General features: G+C 72.1%; 15 protein-coding genes. 9 read left to right on the top strand and 6 right to left on the bottom strand.

Annotated elements, in window-relative coordinates:
* The first annotated feature begins 82 nt into the window (after positions 1-82).
* Together metK and BFF76_RS03575 are read left to right on the top strand one after the other, a co-directional pair.
* A complete protein-coding gene (gene metK, locus BFF76_RS03580; RefSeq protein ID WP_031097784.1) occupies positions 83-1291 on the top strand; it encodes a methionine adenosyltransferase in 1209 nt (402 codons plus the stop codon).
* 116 nt (positions 1292-1407) lie between these two features.
* On the top strand, positions 1408-3552 hold the full coding sequence (locus BFF76_RS03575) for a primosomal protein N' (protein ID WP_031097786.1): 2145 nt from the start codon (positions 1408-1410) through the stop codon (positions 3550-3552).
* A gap of 142 nt (positions 3553-3694) precedes the next feature.
* Here the strand turns inward: BFF76_RS03575 and BFF76_RS03570 are convergent, their stop codons facing one another.
* Positions 3695-4210, bottom strand: coding sequence for a hypothetical protein (locus BFF76_RS03570; RefSeq protein ID WP_031097788.1), 516 nt, complete (start codon positions 4208-4210; stop codon positions 3695-3697).
* A gap of 272 nt (positions 4211-4482) precedes the next feature.
* On the opposite strand from BFF76_RS03570, the gene fmt reads away from it, so the two are divergent.
* Both fmt and BFF76_RS03560 read left to right on the top strand, forming a co-directional pair.
* Positions 4483-5415, top strand: coding sequence for a methionyl-tRNA formyltransferase (gene fmt / locus BFF76_RS03565; protein ID WP_065847146.1), 933 nt, complete (start codon positions 4483-4485; stop codon positions 5413-5415).
* 79 nt (positions 5416-5494) lie between these two features.
* Complete coding sequence (locus BFF76_RS03560; RefSeq protein ID WP_031097792.1) at positions 5495-6928, top strand: RsmB/NOP family class I SAM-dependent RNA methyltransferase; 1434 nt, start codon at positions 5495-5497, stop codon at positions 6926-6928.
* A 36-nt stretch (positions 6929-6964) separates the two neighbouring features.
* Here the strand turns inward: BFF76_RS03560 and BFF76_RS03555 are convergent, their stop codons facing one another.
* The 4 genes from BFF76_RS03555 to BFF76_RS03540 form a co-directional block, all read right to left on the bottom strand.
* The gene (locus BFF76_RS03555; RefSeq protein ID WP_065847143.1) at positions 6965-7900 is read right to left on the bottom strand and encodes a TauD/TfdA dioxygenase family protein; all 936 of its coding nucleotides are present in this window, start codon (positions 7898-7900) and stop codon (positions 6965-6967) included.
* Between the two features lie 62 nt (positions 7901-7962).
* Positions 7963-8799 (bottom strand): ABC transporter ATP-binding protein, encoded by an 837-nt coding sequence (locus tag BFF76_RS03550; RefSeq protein WP_031097795.1) that lies wholly within the window; start codon positions 8797-8799, stop codon positions 7963-7965.
* Positions 8783-9838, bottom strand: a complete 1056-nt coding sequence (locus tag BFF76_RS03545) for a taurine ABC transporter substrate-binding protein (protein ID WP_031097797.1) — start codon at positions 9836-9838, stop codon at positions 8783-8785. Before BFF76_RS03545 ends, BFF76_RS03550 begins: the two co-directional genes overlap by 17 nt.
* Positions 9839-9906: 68 nt before the next feature.
* On the bottom strand, positions 9907-10791 hold the full coding sequence (locus BFF76_RS03540; RefSeq protein ID WP_053929098.1) for an ABC transporter permease: 885 nt from the start codon (positions 10789-10791) through the stop codon (positions 9907-9909).
* A 570-nt stretch (positions 10792-11361) separates the two neighbouring features.
* Between BFF76_RS03540 and rpe the strand changes: the two genes are divergently transcribed.
* Both rpe and BFF76_RS03530 read left to right on the top strand, forming a co-directional pair.
* Positions 11362-12045, top strand: coding sequence for a ribulose-phosphate 3-epimerase (rpe, locus tag BFF76_RS03535; RefSeq protein WP_031097803.1), 684 nt, complete (start codon positions 11362-11364; stop codon positions 12043-12045).
* A gap of 139 nt (positions 12046-12184) precedes the next feature.
* Positions 12185-13171 (top strand): sugar-binding transcriptional regulator, encoded by a 987-nt coding sequence (locus BFF76_RS03530; protein WP_208604810.1) that lies wholly within the window; start codon positions 12185-12187, stop codon positions 13169-13171.
* A 91-nt stretch (positions 13172-13262) separates the two neighbouring features.
* On the opposite strand, the gene BFF76_RS03525 is transcribed toward BFF76_RS03530, so the two are convergent.
* Positions 13263-14315 carry a terpene synthase family protein gene (locus BFF76_RS03525; protein WP_065847140.1) on the bottom strand — a complete coding sequence of 351 codons (1053 nt, stop codon included), beginning with the start codon at positions 14313-14315 and terminating at the stop codon, positions 13263-13265.
* Between the two features lie 293 nt (positions 14316-14608).
* On the opposite strand from BFF76_RS03525, the gene BFF76_RS03520 reads away from it, so the two are divergent.
* From BFF76_RS03520 to BFF76_RS03510, 3 genes are all read left to right on the top strand, one after another.
* Complete coding sequence (locus BFF76_RS03520; RefSeq protein WP_053929096.1) at positions 14609-16075, top strand: GuaB1 family IMP dehydrogenase-related protein; 1467 nt, start codon at positions 14609-14611, stop codon at positions 16073-16075.
* Between the two features lie 250 nt (positions 16076-16325).
* Entirely contained in the window at positions 16326-17786 is a 1461-nt protein-coding gene (locus BFF76_RS03515) for an aldehyde dehydrogenase family protein (RefSeq protein WP_031097811.1), read from the top strand.
* Positions 17787-17909: 123 nt separating this feature from the next.
* Positions 17910-18365 (top strand): Lrp/AsnC family transcriptional regulator, encoded by a 456-nt coding sequence (locus BFF76_RS03510; protein WP_031097813.1) that lies wholly within the window; start codon positions 17910-17912, stop codon positions 18363-18365.
* Positions 18366-18384: the final 19 nt, after the last annotated feature.

The raw sequence follows: 18384 nt of genomic DNA, 5'->3' as shown, positions 1-18384 counted from the left end.
CTGGTCGACGGAATGTGCCGGGCGCAGCTCCCGGAGTTCCATAAATGATCAGCCAGCAGCCGCTGCAACCCCAGGGAGCGATGTGTCCCGCCGTCTCTTCACCTCGGAGTCCGTTACCGAGGGCCACCCCGACAAGATCGCTGACCAGATCAGCGACACGATTCTCGACGCGCTCCTGCGTGAGGACCCCTCCTCGCGCGTCGCCGTAGAGACCTTGATCACCACTGGTCTGGTGCATGTCGCGGGTGAGGTCACGACCAAGGCCTACGCCGACATCCCGAACCTCGTGCGCAACAAGGTGCTGGAGATCGGCTACGACTCCTCCAAGAAGGGCTTCGACGGAGCCTCCTGCGGCGTCTCGGTGTCCATCGGGGCGCAGTCCCCGGACATCGCCCAGGGTGTCGACACCGCGTACGAGAAGCGGGTCGAGGGCGATGAGGACGAGCTCGACAAGCAGGGCGCGGGCGACCAGGGGCTGATGTTCGGCTACGCCTGCGACGAGACGCCCGAGCTGATGCCTCTGCCGATCTACCTGGCGCACCGGCTCTCCCGCCGGCTGTCCGACGTCCGCAAGAACGGGACCATCCCGTACCTGCGCCCGGACGGTAAGACCCAGGTCACCATCGAGTACGACGGCGACAAGGCCGTCCGCCTCGACACGGTCGTCGTCTCCTCGCAGCACGCCTCCGACATCGACCTGGACTCGCTGCTCGCGCCCGACATCCGTGAGTTCGTCGTCGAGCACGTCCTGAACCAACTCATCGAGGACGGCATCAAGCTGGACACCGAGGGCTACCGTCTGCTGGTGAACCCGACCGGCCGCTTCGAGATCGGCGGCCCGATGGGCGACGCCGGCCTCACCGGCCGCAAGATCATCATCGACACCTACGGCGGCATGGCCCGCCACGGTGGCGGCGCGTTCTCCGGCAAGGACCCGTCGAAGGTCGACCGCTCGGCGGCCTACGCGATGCGCTGGGTCGCGAAGAACGTCGTCGCGGCGGGGCTCGCCGCCCGCTGCGAGGTCCAGGTCGCCTACGCGATCGGCAAGGCCGAGCCGGTGGGCCTGTTCGTCGAGACCTTCGGCACCGCCGCGGTCGACACGGAGAAGATCGAGCACGCCATCGGCGAGGTCTTCGACCTCCGCCCGGCCGCGATCATCCGCGATCTGGACCTGCTCCGCCCGATCTACGCCCAGACCGCGGCGTACGGACACTTCGGCCGCGAGCTCCCCGACTTCACCTGGGAGCGCACCGACCGCGTGGACGCGCTGCGCGAGGCGGCGGGGCTGTAGCACGCGGGCAGTCCTCACACCGGGGCCCGGACACCGTACGAGGTGTCCGGGCCCCGGCATGTGCGCCCGTTCCGCACGGCCCGGACGTGTCAGTGGTGTCTGGTAGGAATGTGGCTGTGAGCAGCGACGACGAGCGGTCCGAGGAGCCCGGGTCCGGGGCGCCGGAGCAGCTTGCGCTCATCCGGGAGACGGTGCGCCGGGCCAAGGTGCCGCGCGCCAAACCGCGGACCTGGCGGGGCGCCGCGCTCGCCGACGAGCTGCCGGTGGCACGCGTCCTGGTGAACAAGGGCGCGCTCCACCTCGATCAGTACTTCGACTACGCCGTCCCCGAGGAGCTCGCCGCGGACGCGCAGCCCGGCGTCCGCGTCAGGGTGCGGTTCGGTGCCGGAGGGCGCCAGGTCCGCGGCGGGAGGCGGGAGGGCGGCGGGCTGATCGACGGCTTCCTGATCGAGCGGCGGGCGTCGTCGGACTACCAGGGAGCCCTGGCTGCCCTCGCCTACGTCGTGTCACCCGAGCCGGTGCTCGGCCCGGAGCTGCTCGAGCTCTCGCGGGCCGTGGCCGACCGTTACGCCGGCAGCCTCGCGGACGTGCTGCAGCTCGCCGTGCCGCCGAGGAACGGCCGTGCCGAGGGCAAGCCGTCACCCGCGCCCCTGCCGCCGCCTCCCGCCCCGTCGCCCGGGACCTGGGAGCGGTATGCCCAGGGCCCCGGATTCCTGCGGGCGCTGGCCGAGGGCGGCGCTCCCCGGGCCGTGTGGACCGCGCTGCCCGGACCGCACTGGCCCGAGGAGATCGCCCGCGCCATGGCCGCGACCCTGGCCTCCGGACGGGGCGCGCTCGTGGTCGTACCGGACGGGCGCAGCGCCGGGCGGGTCGACGCCGCGCTCACCGCGGTGCTGGGGGAGGGGCGCCACGCGCTGCTGACCGCCGACTCAGGACCGGAGAAGCGCTACCGGCAGTGGCTGGCCGTCCGGCGCGGTTCCGTGCGCGCGGTGGTCGGGACCAGGGCCGCGATGTTCGCCCCGGTCGCCGACCTGGGCCTGGTGGCCCTCTGGGACGACGGGGACTCCAGCCACAGCGACGACAACGCCCCCTTCCCGCACGTCAGGGAGGTCCTGGAGCTGCGCGCCGCGCACGGCCGCTGCGCGTTCCTGCTGGGCGGGACGAACTGCACGGTGGAAGCAGCCCAGCTGGTCGAGAGCGGCTGGGCCCTGCCCCTGCGCGCGGACCGGGAGCAGCTGCGGACAGCGGCGCCCCTCGTGCGTACCGTCGGCGACGGGGAGCTCGCGCGGGACGGCGCGGCCCGCTCGGCGCGCCTGCCCAGCCTCGCCTGGCAGACCGTCCGGGACGGCCTGCGCAGCGGCCCCGTGCTGGTCCAGGTGCCGCGCCGGGGTTACGCGCCTAGGCTGGCCTGCGAGCGCTGCCGGGAGCCCGCGCGCTGCCGGCACTGCGCGGGGCCGCTGGAGGCACCGGACCAGCAGGACCTCGACTGCGCCTGGTGCGGGAGGGCAGAGACGGCCTGGAGCTGCGCCGCCTGCGGCGGGGTGCGGCTGCGGGCCCAGATCGTCGGTGCCCGCCGGACCGCGGAGGAGCTGGGGCGAGCGTTTCCCGCCGTGCCGGTGCGGACGTCGGGCCGGGACCATGTGCTGGACTCCGTGCCGGACCAGCCCGCGCTCGTCGTCAGCACTCCCGGGGCCGAGCCCGTGGCCGAAGGCGGTTACGCGGCGGCGCTGCTGCTGGACGGCTGGGCGATGGTCGGCCGGCCCGATCTGAGGGCGGGCGAGGAGGCGCTGCGGCGCTGGACGGCCGCCGCGGCGCTGGTGCGGGGGCAGCCGGAGGGGGGCATCGTGGTGATCATGGCCGAGCCGACCCTGCGGCCCGTGCAGGCCCTGGTCCGCTGGGACCCGGTCGGCCACGCCCGCCGTGAGCTCGCGGAACGCGCGGAGCTCGGCTTCCCGCCCGTGTCCCGGATGGCTTCGGTGACCGGACCGCCGGAGGCGGTGGCCGCCTTCCTCGCCGGTGCGGAGCTGCCGCCCGAGGCGGAGGTGCTCGGCCCGGTGCCGGTGCCGGGAGCCACTCCCGGACGGCCCCGCAGACAGGGGGACGCACCGTCCGGGGAGACCTGGGAGCGGGCGCTGGTCAGGGTCCCGCCGGGGCGGGGAGCGGCCCTGGCCTCCGCGCTGAAGGCGGCGCAGGCCGCGCGGACGGCCCGGGGCACGGGAGATCCCGTACGGATCAGGATCGATCCGCCGGACATCGGCTGACGTGCCCCGGGGAGGGCGCCGGGTGTCACCGGAGGCCCACGCCGCCCGGCGGCCGTCAGTCCCGTCCGTCCCCAGCTGTCCGTCCTCGGCTGTCCATCCTCGGCTGTCCGACGGGCTCGTCGGACAGCCCCCGCCATCGGCGTCAGCCGTTGCGCGGACCGGGGAAGGCGGCCGGGCGCTCCGAAGACTGCGGTGGCATCGACCGGGCCGCCGGCACGGCGGGCAGCGAGGGGGAGGGGCTCGGCACGGCGGGCACCGAACGGTTCGCGTTCTCCGGAGCGGCGGCCTCCGCAGCCCCCTGCTGCGGGCTGGAGCGACGTGCGCCGTAACGGCGGTGCACCGCCTGCTTGGTGACCCCGAGGGCGGAGCCCACCGCGTCCCACGAGAAGCCCAGCGAGCGGTCGAAGTCCACCGCCGCGGTCACCAGCGTCTCCACACTGTCCCGCAGTTCCTGGGCGAGCCGGACCGTCGGGGCCGGCGCCCTGCCGTAGACGACGAAGCCCGCGGAAGGGCCTGAGCGGCGTGGACGGTAGACGTTGCCCAGCTGCGCAGTGAGGGTACGCAGCGCGTCCACCTGCCGCCGGACCCGCTCGATGTCCCGCACCAACAGGTGCAGACTGGCGCGCGCTTGAGCGTCGTGGGTTGCGTGGTCGGCCATGAACAAGCCTCTCGAACCGGCGTTGACAAGGATCCGGACCGCGCGGGGCGGTCCACTTCGGTCAATCTCACTTGACCAACGCGTCAACCGGCCATCTGGTCACGCAACAGGGGCGTATGCGCACGTGCGTGGGGGCGCACGGGCCTGCGTGCGCCCCCGATCCGCAGGGCCCCGGCCACCCGGGTCACCACCGGGCGGGACTCTGCGGGCACCCCCTAGACTGGTGTGCTGCTCGCCACGTACGTTCCGGCCCGAGAGGCAGTCCGCCACCCATGAAGCTCGTCTTCGCAGGCACCCCCGAGGTCGCCGTTCCCGCTCTGGACGCCCTGATCGCCTCCGACCGCCACGAGGTGGCCGCCGTGGTGACACGCCCCGACGCCCCGGCCGGGCGCGGACGGCGGCTGGTCGCCAGTCCCGTGGCCGAGCGCGCCGAGGAAGCGGGCATCGAGGTGCTCAAGCCCGTCAGGCCGCGCGACGAGGACTTCCTGGCGCGGCTGCGGGAGATCGCGCCGGACTGCTGCCCCGTCGTCGCGTACGGCGCGCTGCTGCCCAAGGTGGCGCTCGACGTTCCCGCACGCGGCTGGGTCAACCTGCACTTCTCGCTGCTGCCCGCCTGGCGCGGGGCCGCGCCCGTGCAGCACGCGGTGATGGCCGGGGACGAGGTCACCGGAGCGTCGACCTTCCTGATCGAGGAGGGACTGGATTCGGGACCGGTGTACGGCGTCCTGACCGAGGAGGTCCGGCCCACCGACACCAGTGGCGACCTGCTCACCCGGCTCGCCTTCGCCGGGGCCGGACTGCTCGCGGCGACCATGGACGGCATCGAGGACGGCACCCTGCACGCGGTCCCGCAGCCCGTCGAGGGCGTCACCCTCGCGCCCAAGATCAGCGTCGAGGACGCCCAAGTGCAGTGGTCCGCGCCCGCGCTCCGGGTCGACCGCGTGGTGCGCGGCTGCACCCCCGCCCCGGGGGCGTGGACCCTCTTCCGCGGCGAGCGCCTCAAGCTGGTCCAGGCCGTGCCCGTCCTGGACCGCACCGATCTGGCCCCGGGCGAGCTGTCCGTGGGCAAGAACAACGTCTACGCGGGCACCGGGTCGCACGCCGTCGAGCTCCTCTGGGTCCAGCCCCAGGGCAAGAAGCCGATGAGGGCCGCCGACTGGGCCCGCGGCGTACGCATCGCCCACGGGGAGCTGCTGGGCCTCTGAGACCGGGGAGGGGACGCCCGGCCCCGGCGTCGTACGCTGGAGGGGTTCGCCACCTCACCATCAGCGGAGCACCTTTCACGTGAACGACCAGCAGCGTCGCCGTCCCGCCAAGCCGCACCGCCGTCCCCAGAAGGACCCGGTCCGCTTCCTCGCCTTCGAGGTGCTCAGGGCCGTCGACGAGCGCGACGCCTACGCCAACCTCGTCCTGCCGCCACTGCTGAAGAAGGCACGCGCCAAGGGCGACTTCGACGGCAGGGACGCGGCGCTGGCGACCGAGCTGGTCTACGGGACCCTGCGCCGCCAGGGCACCTACGACGCGATCGTCGCCGCCTGCATCGACCGGCCGCTGCGCGAGGTCGACCCGCCGGTGCTCGACGTGCTCAACATGGGTGTCCACCAGCTGCTCGGCACCCGCATCCCGACCCACGCGGCCGTCTCGGCCAGCGTGGAGCTGGCGCGGGTGGTGCTGGGCGAGGGCCGCGCGAAGTTCGTCAACGCGGTGCTGCGCAAGGTCACCGCGCACGACCTCGACACATGGGTGGAGCGCGTCGCACCGTCGTACGAGGAGGACGCCGAGCAGCACCTCTCCGTCGTCCACTCCCACCCCCGCTGGATCGTCTCGGCGCTCTGGGACGCCCTGGGCGGCGGACGCGCGGGGATCGAGGACCTGCTGGAGGCGGACAACGAGCGCCCCGAGGTGACGCTGGTCGCCCGCCCCGGCCGTTCGACCACCGATGAGCTGCTGGACGCCCTCGGCGAGGAGAGCGGCCTTCCCGGCCGCTGGTCGCCGTACGCCGTGCGGATGGCCGAGGGCGGTGAGCCCGGTGCCCTGGCCGCCGTGCGGGACGGCAGCGCCGGTGTGCAGGACGAGGGCAGCCAGCTCGTCGCCGCCGCCCTGGCCGCCGCGCCGGTGGAGGGCGAGGACACCCGGTGGCTGGACGGCTGTGCGGGGCCGGGCGGCAAGGCCGCGCTGCTCGCCGCGCTCGCCGCCGGACGTGGCGCGGCGCTGCTCGCCGCCGAGAAGCAGCCGCACCGTGCCCGGCTCGTCGAGCGCTCCCTGGCCGGCAACCCGGGGCCTTACCAGGTGATCACCGCCGACGGGACCCGGCCGCCGTGGCGGCCCGGCTCCTTCGACCGGGTGCTCATGGACGTACCCTGCTCCGGCCTCGGCGCGCTGCGCAGGCGTCCGGAGTCCCGCTGGCGGCGCCGCGCGGAGGACCTGGAGAGCTTCGCCCCCCTGCAACGCGGTCTGCTGCGCGAGGCGTTGAAGGCCGTACGGATCGGCGGGGTCGTCGGTTACGCGACCTGCTCGCCGCACCTCGCGGAGACCAGGGTCGTCGTCGAGGACGTACTCAAGGGACGCGGCGGCGCACCGGTCGAGGCGGAGTGGGTCGATGCCCGTCCGCTGCTGCCCGGGGTGCCTGCGCTGGGCGACGGGCCCGACATCCAGCTGTGGCCCCATCTGCACGGTACGGACGCGATGTACCTGGCCCTGCTGCGCCGCACGGGCTGACCCGGCGGCGCCGCCACGACGGGGCTGGGCCGTCCGTCAGTGCGGACGGTCGCCCGCGACGGCGACCCGCTCGGCCACCCTGCGGTGCGGGGCGTAGTCGTTCACCGCGTAGTGCTGCGTCGCCCGGTTGTCCCAGAACGCGACATCCCCCGCGCGCCAGCTGAAGCGCACCTGGTACTCGGGCACATGCGCCTGCTGGAACAGCAGCCGCAGCATCCGGTCGCTCTCCTCCCGGTCCCAGCCCACGATCCGGGTGGTGAACGAGGTGTTGACGAAGAGCATCCGGCGTCCGGTGGCGGGGTGCGTCCGCACCACGGGGTGCTCGACCGGCGGGAAGCGGTCCTGGAAGGGGACCAGCCGCTCCTGCGGGGTGAACCGCGCGAAACCCGGTACGAAGTCGTGCACCGCACGCGCGCCCTCCAGACGCGCCCTCACCTCCGGCGGAAGGTTGTCGTACGCCGCTGCCATGTCCGCCCACATCGTGTCCCCTCCGTACGGAGGCACCTCACGCAGGTGGAGCACCGCACCGAGCGCGGGCCTCTCGCGGAACGTCACATCGGTGTGCCAGACGTTCTCGAAGCTCGGCGCGGACGAGCGGTCGAAGCGCGCGACCTCGGGATCGTCCCCGGCCGCCAGCAGGGGGTTGGTCTCCAGCTCGCCCCAGTTGCGGGCGAAGGCACGCTGCTCGGCCGAGCTGGGGTGCTGCCCACGGAAGAAGAGCACCTTCCACTCCAGCAGCGCCCGGTCGAGCTCCCCGCGCAAGGCGGGCGTGAGCGGACGGGTCAGGCCGACGCCGCCGATCTCGGCGCCGATGACCGGACCGAGCGGGACGACGTCGAACAGTGAGTAGGGCAGGTCGGGCTGCCCGGGCGCCAGCCTGCGCAGCTCGCGGGGGCCTTCGTACAGCCCGTCCGGAGGCAGCCGGGAGGCGCGCAGGGCGGGGACGGAACCGATGGACGCGGTGAGGGACATGGGGACTCCTGTCTGCGTGGGTGTGCGGGGCCGCCCGCCCGTCCGGGACGGGCGGCCCCGTCTCAGCGGGCCGCGTCGCGCACCGCCGCGCCGATCTCGGCGCGCAGCGCGGCGTACTCGGGCAGGCCCCGCAGTCCGTCCGGGTCGTCGCTCCCGGTCCGGGGCAGCGGGATGGGGACGTCCAGCGCTACGGTGCCCGGACCGGCGCTCAGCACGACCGCGCGGGTTCCGAGGAAGACGGCCTCGTCCACGCTGTGCGTGACGAAGACGGACGTGATCCCGGTCAGGGAGCTGACCGTGCGCAGATCCTCCTGGAGCCGCTCACGGGTGAGCGCGTCCAGGGCGGCGAACGGCTCGTCGAGCAGCAGCAGGTCCTTGCCTCCGGCCAGGGCCCGGGCGATGGCCACCCGCTGCTGCTGGCCCCCGGAGATCTGCCAGGTCCTGCGCCGTGCGGTGCCGGCCAGCCCGACCCGGTCCAGCAGTTCCCCGACGCGCGCGGGGCGTTCGGCCCGGGGGACTCCCGCGTAGCGCAGCGCCAGCGAGATGTTCTCCCCGACCGTGTACCAGGGGAACAGCCGTGGCTGCTGGAAGACGACTCCCGCCTGACGCCCCGGCTCCGGCGTCCCGCCGTGCACGGTGACGTCGCCGGAGGAGGCGTGCTCGAAGCCGGCGATCAGCCGCAGCAGCGTGCTCTTCCCGCTCCCGGACGGGCCCACGAGCACCAGGAACTCGCCGGCCGGGACGTCGAGCGACAGCGGGCCGAGGGCTGTCACGGCGTCCGCGCCGCGACCGTAGCGGTGGGTCACCTCACGCACGGACACCGCGGGAACGGCGGTTGCCGTACCGGCCTCCCGGGCGCCGTCCCGGGCATCAGCCCGGCGGTCATCCGGAGACGGCATCGCTCAGTCCTTCCACGTACACGGCCTTCTCCAGCTCCGAGAGCTCCGGTGCGGCCGGGATCTGCTTCTGTCCCACCAGGAACTCTGCCGCACTGTGCAGGTTCTGCGCCAGGCCGCCTACCCGGCCGGGGCGGCCCAGCCACTTGTCGTCGGCCTGTTCGGCCGGCTTGAGGAAGATGCCCTGCTTCAACTGGGCCGCGGCGTCCTGGGTGTTGATCCCGAGCTGCTTGCCGACGGCCTCGGCGGCGGCCGACGGGTCGTCATGGATCAGGTCCAGTGCCTGTGCCTGGGCCTTGCGCCAGGCGGTGATGACCTCGGGCTGCTTCTCGATGAAGGCGGTGGACGCCACCCCCAGGTCGAGCGTGGGCTTGCCCGACGCTGCCAGTTCGCGGCTGGAGAGCAGGGTCTCGCCCGTCTTGCCGAGTTCGTCGAGCGTGGGCAGCCAGACGTAGGCCGCGTCGATGTCCCCACGCGACCAGGCCGCGACGATGTCCTGCGGTTCGAGGTCGAGCAGATCCACCTCCGACGCGTCCACGCCCGACCTGTCGAGCGCGGCGAGCAGGCTGTAGTGCGAGGTGGAACTGAAGGGTGTGGCCACCTTGCGGCCGGCCAGATCCTCGACGTCCTTGACGCCTGAGCCGTCACGGGCCACCAACGCCTCGTTGTCACCGGCGACATCCAGCACCCAGGTGACCTGGTACGGGATGTTCAGCGGCTCGGACAGACCACGCGCCACCGGGCTGGAGCCGATCGCGGCCAGGTCGACCGAGCCCGCGACGAACGCGGTGTTGATGCTCGCCCCGGAGTCGAATTCGATCCACTTGACGGTGTGGTCCGGCAGGGCCTTCTCCAGGAGGCCCTTCTCCTTCACGATCAAGTCGCCGCTGGGAAAGGCCTGGTAGCCGATACGGATCGTCCTGCCGCCGCCCTGGTCGTCACCGGCGCCGTCACCGCCGGTGCCGCAGGCAGTGACAACGACGAGCGCTCCCAGCGCCGCGACGAGCATGGAGGTGCGGTGCGGACCGCGTGTTCCGGGCATGGCGTAGTCCTTCGTTCGTTGATCGGAGGGGTCGGTACCGGGAGGGAGCCGGAGAGGTGGGTGCGCGCTCACGAGAGCCGGCGCCAGGGCGCGAGCCGGTTCTCGGCACCCCGCAGCAGGGCGTCGATCAGCAGGCCGGAGACGCCGATCGCGAAGAGTCCGAGGACGACCACGTCCGACTGGTTGTAGCGCTGGGCGTCACGGATCATGCCGCCGATGCCGGGCAGTCCGTTGACGGTCTCGGCGGCGACCACCGAGGAGTAGGCGATCCCGAACGCCAGCCTTACGCCGACCAGGATCTCCGGCAGTGCGGACGGCAGGACGACGGAGGCCACCACCTGCGAGCGGCGTGCCCCGATGGCTTGCGCGGCCTCAACCAGCGAGGCGGGCGCGGAGGCCACGGCGGACGCGGTGGCCACGGCCACGGGCGGCATGGCGGCGATCGCCAGCAGCCACAGCTTGGGCGCCTCGTCGATGCCGAACCAGATGATCAGCAGACTGAAGTAGGCGAGCGGCGGCAGGGTCCGGAGGAAGGCCACCGCCGGTTCGAAAACCACTCGCACCCACGGCAGCGTGCCCATCAGCACCCCGGCCACGAGCCCGGCCAGGACACCGGCGCCCGCACCGATCGCGATCCGGCGCAGGCTGATGCCCAGGTGCTCGATCAGGGTGTGGCCCTGGTAGCCGCGTACCCCGTCATGGGTGCCGGACGTCTCGACGAGCGCGTCCCACACCGCCGATGGCGGCGGTACCAGCAACGGCGACCACAACCGCAGGGCGGTGACGAGCTGCCAGAGTGCGAGCAGCACGACCAGTGCGAGGAGCCGCAGCCCCGCCCGGCGCAGCCGCGCGGCCCTCTCCGGGGAGCGCCGGCGCGGAGCGGGCACGGCAGCGGGTTCACCGGGGAGCGCGGGGCCGGACGGCTGCTTCTCAGTGGTGGTGGGTGTGGTCATGGCGGGCTCCGTCGAGAGGTGCCGAGGACACCGGGCCGCCGGAAGGACGGACAGGGCCGGGCAGGGGGATGCGGGGCGCGTACGAAGGCGCCCGCGGGCAACGGGGGAGGGCCCTGCAGAACGGGTGCGGCCGGTCCGCCGTACGCGGACGGGCCATGGTCCGGTCCGGCTCGCGGACGGAGTTCTGGAGGGAGACCGCCGGCTCACCCGAGGGGCGGCCGGAGGCGGGCGGACGACGCCGCGCAGTTCTGGAAGCGCTCAGCGCTGCCGGGCCAGGCTCAACAGGAGCAGCTGGTCACACGGCAGAGATCGATGCTGAGGCGCTCCTTCAGGAACTGGTCGCTGATCACGGGGTTTTTCTAACACAGCCTGATGGCGGGCACCAGGGGCTGTCCGCGCCCTGGTACGGACCGGAGCGGGCCCGGCGCCGGGACGGCGTCCGCCGGAGCCCGTGCGCGGGGACGGAATCACGTGGCCGAGGGCCGGGAACGCACGAACCGTGATGATCCCGTGAGGCTTTGAGGCGCACCGGGGCGGGGAAGCGGCGCTGAGCATGGCAGTCTTGGGTGCATGGCCCAGATCAACCCCAGCATCCTGTCCGCCGACTTCGCCCGTCTCGCCGAGGAGGCGAAGGCCGTCGAAGGCGCCGACTGGCTCCATGTCGATGTCATGGACAACCATTTCGTGCCGAACCTGACGCTCGGCGTGCCCATCGTGGAGGCGCTGAGCAAGGCGACGGGCACGCCGCTGGACTGCCACCTCATGATCGAGGACGCGGACCGCTGGGCGCCGCAGTACGTCGAGGCCGGTGCGGGCTCGGTCACCTTCCACGCGGAGGCCGCGGCCGCGCCCGTCCGGCTGGCGAGGGAGATCAGGGCGAAGGGCGCCCGCGCCTCCATGGCCCTCAAGCCGGCGACTCCCATCGAGCCGTACGAGGACCTCCTCCCCGAGCTCGACATGCTGCTGATCATGACCGTGGAACCGGGCTTCGGGGGCCAGGCGTTCCTGGACATCATGCTGCCGAAGATCCGCCGCACCCGTGAACTGATCTCGAAGCACGGTCTCGAGCTGTGGCTGCAGGTCGACGGCGGGGTCTCCGCCACCACCATCGAGCGATGTGCCGAGGCCGGGGCGGACGTGTTCGTCGCCGGCTCCGCGGTGTACGGGGCCGACGACCCGGCCGAGGCGGTGCGGGCACTGCGCGCTCAGGCGGACGCGGTGACCGCTTCCGCGCCCTGGGCGTGCGGCCACTGAACCAAGTCCTGATGAACGCGGCCCGACAGGCCGGATCAAGGATCGCCGGATCTGACAGGATGAACGGCGTATCGAGAATGTGAACAGCAGTGAGGAGATCGCGGTGTCTGGCATCTCGGCGGGTCGGTCAGCCATGCGGATGGGACCCGCGGAGCTGGTCCAGGCGGCGGCCATGGCCCGCCGGTTCTACCTTGAGGGAAAATCGAAGATCCAGATCGCCGAGGAGTTCGGCGTCAGCCGCTTCAAGGTGGCCCGGGTTCTGGAGACGGCCCTCGAGCGTGATCTCGTGAGGATCGAGATCCGGGTACCGGCGGAGCTGGACGCCGAGCGCTCGGACGCGCTCCGGGCCCGCTACGGCCTGCGGCACGCCGTCGTGGTCGAATCCCCGGCGGAGGAGCAGGATGACGCCCCCGACCCGGAGAACCTGGGCGAGGTGGCGGCCGAGCTGCTCGGCGAGCTGGTGAACGAGGGAGATGTGCTGGGGCTGGCCTGGGGCCGCTCCACCATCCACATGGCGGCGGCCCTCGACCGGCTGCCCCCGTGCACGGTCGTGCAGCTGACCGGCGTCTACGACGCGGGGACGGCCGAGCGCGGGTCGGTCGAGGCGGTCCGTCGTGCCGCGCAGGTGTCCGGCGGCGAGGCGCACCCGATCTACGCTCCGATGCTGCTCCCCGATCCGGCGACGGCGGCCGCGCTGCGTCACCAGACGGGGATCGCCCGCGCCTTCGAGTACTTCGACAAGGTGACGGTCGCAGCGGTCTCCATCGGGTCCTGGGAGCCGGGCATCTCCACCGTCCACGACATGCTGTCGGACGAGGAGCGCGCACACTACGCCTCGCTCGGCGTCGCCGCGGAGATGTCCGCCCACCTGTTCGACACCAACGGACGCCGGGTCGGCCGCGATCTCGGCGAGCGGTGCATCACGGTGGAGGCCGACCGACTGCGCCGGATCCCCGAGGTCGTGGCCATCGCCGGAGGACAGCGCAAGGCGGCGGCGATCGGTGCGGTGCTGCGCTCGGGGCTGGTCACCAGCCTCGTCACGGACACGGCCGCGGCCGACTACCTCCTGACGGAGTCCGCGGCGGGACAGCGGCCCGCGCTGGAGCGGGCCGACCCGGACGAGTGACGCCGGTCAGGACCGTTGCCGCTCATGGCTGTTCACGATGAAGAGGGAGGCCGGGCACCGGACAGGTGCCCGGCCTCCCCCGTGCCCGGTCTCAGCCGCTGTCGCCCGCGCGCAGCCCGGCGTGGTCCGCGGCCGCGCCGAAGACGGACTCCTCCAGATACGCCCCGGGCTCCATGTACTGGCTGACGTCCGCCGGGTTGTAGCGGGGCGTCTGCCGCGACCAGTCCAGATTTCCGCGCATCCAGCTCCGCATACCGTCGAGATAGGGCACGAGCAGCCCCGCAAGCTCCGGGTACCGGTCGAGCAGCTCGGCCTCGGCAGCGAGGAAGCGCTTCGTCTCGCCGGCTATCTCCGCGCAGACGTGTTCGAGCGCCTCACGCTTCCCGTAGCCGCGGTGGTGACGGACCAGATGGACGAGATTGTGGATCTCGCCCAGAACCTGCTCCTTCTCGTAGGAGTAGACGTCGTTCGCCCAGCAGACGACGTTGCAGGACGCCTCGAGCGCCGTGATGAACCGGGCGTCGTTGTGGACCGATTCGGGCGCCTCCACCCCGGTCACGATCTCTATCAGGTCCATGCACACGTGGATCGCCCCGGTGTGCCGGCGCTTCGCGATGTACGTCGCCTCGGACGGAACGACCCCCTCGGCGCGGTTCCCCGCCTCCCAGCTGGTCGCGGTCGTCAGATACGTCATGAGGTGCCAGGTGAAACGGGTGCGCCAGTGGGGGGAGGCCCGCGGAATCGTACGTTCCCACAGATCCGCCAGGGCGACGAGCGCGGCGGGGGCGTCTGCCTCCGGCCGGGGCCCGGGAGCCGCGCTCCCGACCACGGACCGCATCCGCTCCACCACGCCGCGCACACGGTCGGGACTGCGGCCGAGGTGCCCGTCGTCCAGCTGGTCGTCGACGAGGAAGAGCCAGACGAACCAGTCGGCGACCAGGTCCAGATGCTCGCTGCTCGCCGTCGGGTGCACCATGCCCACGAAGGCACCGAAGTCTGCCTGCTCGAAGCGCCCCCTGGCTGATTCCCGATGGATCAGGCCGGTGCGGCGTGTCCAGGCGCCGAGGTGCTCACGGGTGTGCTCCACGTGCGGATTGCTCCGCTGGGGGAACGGGCAGTAGATGTCGGGCAGTTCGCTCTCCACGGGCGGATCCCCATCCTCTCCGGCCAAACGCGTGACAGGTGGTACGGGCTCGTGGGCGGCGTCGCGCCTACCGCAGGGACCTGCGACTTTGAAGCTACCTGACCCCTCGTCACCCGGTCCAGGGATCGTGATCGCGAAGGAGCGAATCCTGTTCGGGTAGGGTCCATGGGTAAGGCAGGTTGCACTTGCCCGGCCCCCGGGCAGCCTCCTTGGAGGAACTGACGAACGCGGGGGCTCATTGCTGTGTCTTCGTGGAAACGACCTGCACCGTTTCGTATGAAAAAATGGGTGTTATGCGTTTTCTTGAACCCGGCACCGGTCGCTACACGACCTCTCCCTCGGTCCCCTACGACCTCACGTACGACGATGTCTTCATGGTCCCCGGCCGTTCCGCGGTCGGGTCCCGGCAGGCCGTGGATCTCTCCTCCCCGGACGGCAGCGGCACCACCATCCCGCTCGTCGTCGCCAACATGACCGCCATCGCGGGCCGCCGGATGGCTGAAACCATCGCCCGCCGCGGCGGGCTGGTCGTGATCCCCCAGGACATCCCGATCGAGGTCGTCACCGAGGTCATCGGCTGGGTCAAGACGCGTCACCTCGTGCTCGACACACCGATCGTGCTGGCCCCCGGCCAGACCGTCGCCGACGCCCTGTCCCTCCTGCACAAGCGGGCGCACGGAGCCGGCGTCGTCGTGGACGCGGAGCACCGGCCCGTCGGAGTCGTCACCGACCACGACCTGACCGGTGTGGACCGTTTCACCCAGCTGTCCGAGGTCATGTCCAAGGACCTGGTCGTGCTGGACGCCGGCATCGACCCGCGCGAGGCGTTCTCCAAGCTCGACGGCGCCAACCGGAAGCTCGCACCCGCGGTCGACGCGGAGGGCCGGCTCGTCGGCATCCTCACCCGCAAGGCGGCGCTGCGGGCGACGCTCTACACCCCCGCCACGGACGCGGACGGCAAGCTTCGGATCGCGGCGGCCGTCGGCATCAACGGCGATGTGGCGGGCAAGGCCAAGCAGCTCCTCGAGGCGGGCGTCGACACCCTCGTCGTGGACACAGCGCACGGCCACCAGGAATCCATGATCAGCGCCGTCGCCGCGGTCCGGGCGCTCGACCCGGGCGTGCCGATCGTCGCGGGCAACGTCGTGGCCGCCGAGGGCGTGCGTGATCTGATCGAAGCGGGCGCCGACATCATCAAGGTCGGTGTGGGCCCCGGTGCGATGTGCACCACCCGGATGATGACCGGCGTCGGCAGGCCGCAGTTCTCCGCCGTACTGGAGTGCGCCGCAGAGGCTAAGAAGCACGGGAAGCACGTATGGGCGGACGGGGGTGTCCGCCACCCGCGCGATGTGGCGATGGCACTGGCCGCGGGTGCGTCCAACGTCATGATCGGCTCCTGGTTCGCCGGCACGTACGAGTCGCCGGGTGATCTCCAGCAGTCCGCCGACGGGCGGTACTACAAGGAGTCGTTCGGGATGGCCTCGGCGCGCGCGGTCAAGAACCGTACGTCGGAGGAGTCCGCCTACGACCGCGCCCGCAAGGGCCTGTTCGAGGAGGGCATCTCCACGTCGCGGATGTTCCTCGACCCCACCCGCCCCGGTGTGGAGGACCTGATCGACTCGATCATCGCCGGAGTCCGTTCCTCCTGCACCTACGCGGGAGCGTCCTCCCTCGAGGAGTTCGCCGAGAAGGCGATCGTGGGCGTGCAGAGCGCCGCCGGCTACGCGGAGGGCAAGCCGCTGCACGCCAGCTGGAACTGAGGCCGCGGGGCCGGGCGGTCCTGCGGCACGGGTGTCCCTCCCCGGCGTTCACGCCCGGGAGGGACACCTTTTCGCATGTGCGGCCGGGGTCATGCGCGGCCGCCCGCTCCCGGGCGCGCGCCCTGAGGCCCTCCCGGAGGCGTCCCCGGGCGCTCCCGGATACGAGCACTCCGTACTGCCCTCAACTTGGTTGAAGCATAAGTAATATGAGCCGCAATCAGCTGCCCGCCCCTCTGCGGTAAGGGATTTCATGACTTCCTACTTCACCGACCTGGCCCAGCAGTACATCGACGGCGAGTGGCGGCCGGGGAAGGGGTCCTGGGACATCATCGACTTCAACCCGTACAGCGGGGAGAAGCTCGCCTCGATCACCGTCGCGACCGCCGGCGAGGTCGACCAGGCGTACCGGGCCGCCGAGCGGGCCCAGCCGGAGTGGGCGGACACGAACCCGTACGCCAGGCGGACGGTGCTGGAGAAGGCGCTGCGCTTCGTCGAGGAGCACGAGGCCGAGATCAGCGAGGCGATCGTCGCGGAGCTCGGCGGCACCCGGCTGAAGGCGGGCTTCGAGCTGCACCTGGCCAAGGAGTTCCTCCGCGAGGCGGCCCAGCTCACGCTTCGGTCCACCGGACAGATCCTTCCGTCACCGACCGAGGGCAAGGAGAACCGTGTCTACCGGCTGCCCGTCGGCGTCGTGGGAGTCATCAGCCCCTTCAACTTCCCCTTCCTGCTCTCCCTCAAGTCGGTCGCGCCCGCGCTGGCCCTCGGCAACGCCGTGGTCCTCAAGCCCCACCAGAACACCCCGGTCTGCGGCGGCACGCTGATCGCCAAGGTGTTCGAGGAGGCGGAGCTGCCCGCCGGGCTGCTGAACGTCGTGGTCACCGACATCGCCGAAATCGGCGACAGCCTGCTGGAGCACCCCGTGCCGCAGGTCATCTCCTTCACCGGCTCGGACAGGATCGGCCGCCACGTCGCGACGGTCTGCGCGGGCAACTTCAAGCGCGCGGTGCTCGAACTGGGCGGCAACAGCGCGCTGATCGTCCTGGACGACGCCGATGTGGACTACGCCGTCGACGCGGCCGTCTTCAGCCGCTACATCCACCAGGGCCAGGTCTGCATGGCCGCCAACCGCATCCTGGTGGACCGCTCGGTGGAGGAGGAGTTCACGGAGAAGTTCGTCGCCAAGGTCGCCTCCCTGCGCGTCGGCGATCCGGCCGACCCCACCACCCACATCGGCCCGCTGATCAGCTCCTCGCAGGCCGACGCGGTGTCCAGGCTCGTCGACGAGACCGTGGAGGCGGGAGCCACGGCACTGCTGCACGGCCGGGCCGAAGGCAACGTGGTGAGCCCGTCCGTGCTGACCGGCCTGGCCGCGGATTCCCCCGTACTGCAGCAGGAGATATTCGGTCCGGTGGCACTGCTCGTCCCCTTCGACGGAGAGGACGAAGCCGTGCGGATCGCCAACGACACGCCGTACGGACTGAGCGGAGCGGTTCACACCGGCAACATCGAGCGCGGCGTGCGGGTGGGGCAGCGCATCCGCACCGGCATGATCCACATCAACGACGGCACGGTGCACGACGAGCCCATCGTCCCCTTCGGCGGGGAGAAGAACTCGGGCCTCGGGCGGCTGAACGGCGAGTCGATGCTCGAGGCCTTCACCACGCAGAAGTGGATCTCGGTCCAGCACGGCCGCTCGCAGTTCCCCTTCTGACTCCTCCGACCGGTCGGTTCCCCCGCGGTGAGCGCGCCCCGCGCGGGGCGCGCGTGGTCTACTTCGGGGGCGGCTCGACGCCGCCCCCGAAGCCCTCCGCCGCAGAAAAGTGAACCGCCCGACGTGCGCCTTAACGACCTCGACGAACGCATCGTCCACGCCCTCGCCGAAGACGCCCGTCGCTCCTACGCGGACATCGGCGCCCTCATCGGCCTCTCCGCGCCCGCGGTCAAACGCCGGGTGGACAGGCTTCGCTCCGAAGGCGCCATCACAGGCTTCACCGTGCGGGTCGACCCGGCGGCGCTCGGCTGGGAGACCGAGGGGTTCATCGAGATCTACTGCAGCCGCAACACCGCCCCCGAAGCGATCAAGAGGGGCCTGTCCGTGTACCCGGAGGTCGCGTCCGCGTCCACGGTGACGGGCGACGCCGACGCGATCGTCCAGGTCTTCGCCGCCGACATGCGCCACTTCGAGCAGGTCCTGGAGCGGATCGCCGGTGAGCCGTACGTCGAGCGGACGAAGTCGGTCCTCGTGCTCTCCCCTCTGCTGAGGCGGTACTCGTCGGGCCCGCCGGCCTGACGAGTACCGCCTCAGCAGA

Source organism: Streptomyces mutomycini (genome assembly GCF_001700505.1).
Lineage (GTDB): Bacteria > Actinomycetota > Actinomycetes > Streptomycetales > Streptomycetaceae > Streptomyces > Streptomyces mutomycini.
The sequence above is the reverse complement of the archived record's forward strand: the minus strand, read 5'-3'. Positions and strand labels throughout refer to the sequence as shown.

What these genes read in the sequence shown, in the direction of transcription:
- BFF76_RS03570 (WP_031097788.1), bottom strand. Translation starts at nt 4,210, where the DNA reads ATGGCCGACCACGCAACCCACGACGCTCAAGCGCGCGCCAGTCTGCAC.
- fmt (WP_065847146.1), top strand. Translation starts at nt 4,483, where the DNA reads ATGAAGCTCGTCTTCGCAGGCACCCCCGAGGTCGCCGTTCCCGCTCTG.
- BFF76_RS03555 (WP_065847143.1), bottom strand. Translation starts at nt 7,900, where the DNA reads ATGTCCCTCACCGCGTCCATCGGTTCCGTCCCCGCCCTGCGCGCCTCC.
- BFF76_RS03550 (WP_031097795.1), bottom strand. Translation starts at nt 8,799, where the DNA reads ATGCCGTCTCCGGATGACCGCCGGGCTGATGCCCGGGACGGCGCCCGG.
- BFF76_RS03545 (WP_031097797.1), bottom strand. Translation starts at nt 9,838, where the DNA reads ATGCCCGGAACACGCGGTCCGCACCGCACCTCCATGCTCGTCGCGGCG.
- BFF76_RS03540 (WP_053929098.1), bottom strand. Translation starts at nt 10,791, where the DNA reads ATGACCACACCCACCACCACTGAGAAGCAGCCGTCCGGCCCCGCGCTC.
- rpe (WP_031097803.1), top strand. Translation starts at nt 11,362, where the DNA reads ATGGCCCAGATCAACCCCAGCATCCTGTCCGCCGACTTCGCCCGTCTC.
- BFF76_RS03530 (WP_208604810.1), top strand. Translation starts at nt 12,185, where the DNA reads ATGGGACCCGCGGAGCTGGTCCAGGCGGCGGCCATGGCCCGCCGGTTC.
- BFF76_RS03520 (WP_053929096.1), top strand. Translation starts at nt 14,609, where the DNA reads ATGCGTTTTCTTGAACCCGGCACCGGTCGCTACACGACCTCTCCCTCG.
- BFF76_RS03515 (WP_031097811.1), top strand. Translation starts at nt 16,326, where the DNA reads ATGACTTCCTACTTCACCGACCTGGCCCAGCAGTACATCGACGGCGAG.